Below are 2,500 nucleotides of genomic sequence, written 5' to 3'. Positions count from 1 at the left end.
TTTTTGGGCATATTCATCAACAAAAATTCTGACCATGGAATTATTTTTGCCATGATTACCCAACGATTATTCTCTGATAATTGTCCTTGTCCGTGAAGGGCAAAGTTGGACACTGCTTTTAGGGTTGGGTCAAGTTTTCGGTACATGAACGAAAGTGATGCTGTGCATGGCTTTTGACTGATTTTACCTCATAGTCTTACACATTGTCAGTGCCGATCGCGAGTCAAAGTTTTTTCAGGTAAGGGTTTTAGGCTTATTCAGCAAGCCCTAGCTAGCACTTTCGCCTGTTACAGAACCTTTTTTACAAAACTTTCCTTGTTTCTTTAGATTCGTTTTGCTTGTCGGTACGATCGCCCACTTATCGGCTCGATCGCCCACTTATCGGTACGATCGCCCACTTATCGGTATGATGGAATCAATGACGTGGCGATCGACTGACTCACTCTTTTAAGATACAAGGGGCGGGTTCACCAACAATAATTGCCACTCAACCAATAATCTCAAAAACCCGCCCCCACCCAACGGTAAATCACTTCCCTAAATCAACCGGAAATTAGCAGAAGTAATCGCATTAGCACTCACTCCAATCATCACACCCAACTCCTGTCCCGTCAAGACATTTTTGATGAGAGTTCCCTGAGTATTTTGAGTTATTGCTAACTGATTAAAACTTAAACCACCGCTTAATCCAATCAAATCTTGACCCACGGTAAAATCAGCGATTATGTCAAATCCTTCACCTGATTTCAAGACAAAGATATCGTTACCGCTACCGCCAATCAAACTATCATTACCCAATTCTCCGTAAAGAATATCATCACCTTTACCGCCTAGAAGAGTATCATTATCTTCCCCTCCGTACAGGGTGTCATTTCCTTCACAACCTCCCAAAATATCTGCTTGTTCATTCCCTCTGATAAAATCATTTCCAGCCCCGCCGCAGATGGTATCCGAACCCTCATTTCCAAGCAGGGAGTCATTACCTTCACTACCAAGGATGATGTCATCACCTTTACCTCCAAATAAGGTGTCATTACCCTTGCCACCATCGATAAAGTCATCATTTCGATTCCCATAAACGATGTCATCACCTTCGCCGCTATTTAAGGAGTCATTGCCTTTACCTCCAAAGATTAAATCCTTGCCCAATTCACCCAGAATGATGTCGTTTCCTTCATCTCCAAATAGGATGTCATTGCCTTTGCCACCGCTGATAAAATCGTTGCCTTTGTTGCCGTTGAAAATGTCGTTTCCGCCGCCACCATATAAGTTGTCCTTCCCGGAAGAAGCATCAAATATATTGCCGTTGTTGCTGCCGAGAAATTCATCATTTTTGGCAGTGCCTATTTGAATGCCGGATACACCGAGTATGGTATTTTCAACTGCATTGGGTTGGTTTAAGTTGGGATAGTCAATTTTGTCGCAGATGCAGTCATCATTCGGGATGTTATTAGTTATTGGCGTTACCGATGGTGTTGGCGTCGGTGTTGGCGTCGGTGTTGGCGTCGGTGTCAGCGTTGGTGTCGGTGTTTCCGCAGGCGTTGGTGTGACTATCGGTGTCGGTGTTGGCGTTACGAATGGTACAGGAGTTGGCGTTGTGACAGGAGTTGGTGTTGTTACCGGAGTTGGTGTTGTTACCGGAGTTGGCGTTGTTACCGGAGTTGGCGTTGTTACCGGAGTTGGCGTTGTTACCGGAGTTGGCGTTGTGACAGGAGTTGGTGTTGTTACCGGAGTTGGGGTTGTTACCGGAGTTGGGGTTGTTACCGGAGTTGGTGTTGTTACCGGAGTTGGTGTTGTTACCGGAGTTGGTGTTGTTACCGGAGTTGGTGTGGTGACAGGTACGGGAATATTCACGCCAAAAGTACCTAAACTGCTAGCAGCATTCAAATTACCAAGCGCATCTTTAACCTGACTTCCTTGCAAATTAACCGTGTAAGTAGCATTATCAGCATTATCCCAAATTCCACCTGGGGGCGTCAACGAATATGTCGCTGTACGCGGTGTACCATTTCCGATGGGTGTTGCACTAATAAAGGTAGCAGGAATAGCACCACCTGACCAATTTACAACAACATCAGAATTATCTAAACTGCTAACATCAACTCCACTATTATCGCTGAAAGTAACTGTCAATGTCTGACTTGTACCACCCGCTGTAGTAACGTTAGAAATTGCAGCCAAATTAGCAGTAGGTGCTGTAATATCGGCGGTGCGAGTCAATTGAGCCGCAGCGGTATTGTTGTTACCAACGGTATCAGTTGCCCGCGCTGCTGGAATATCTACGGTGACATTGCCAGTGGCTGTTGGTGTAACTGTAAAACTATAAGTTGTACCAGTACCTGTAAATCCGCTAACAGTGCCATTAGCAACATTCACACCAGTTGTAGTAAATCCTGTGACGTTTTCGCTGAAGGTTGCTGTGACTATGAATGGTGCGTTTGTGGTGGTTGGTGATGTTGATGTTAAGGCTACTGTGGGTGCGGTGATATCGGCAGTGCGA

Annotated in this window: 1 protein-coding gene; it reads right to left on the bottom strand. The window is 45.2% G+C overall.

All coding sequences use genetic code 11. The features are described from left to right. Positions 1 to 537: 537 nt before the first annotated feature. On the bottom strand, positions 538 to 2,500 hold a 1,963-nt coding region (locus JGK14_RS33880; protein WP_293220995.1), incomplete at its 5' end, for an Ig-like domain-containing protein.

The sequence above is a fragment of the Microcoleus sp. PH2017_28_MFU_U_A genome (assembly GCF_020738035.1).
Classification (GTDB): Bacteria; Cyanobacteriota; Cyanobacteriia; order Cyanobacteriales; family Microcoleaceae; genus Microcoleus.
This window is presented reverse-complemented; position numbering and strand designations above follow the sequence as displayed.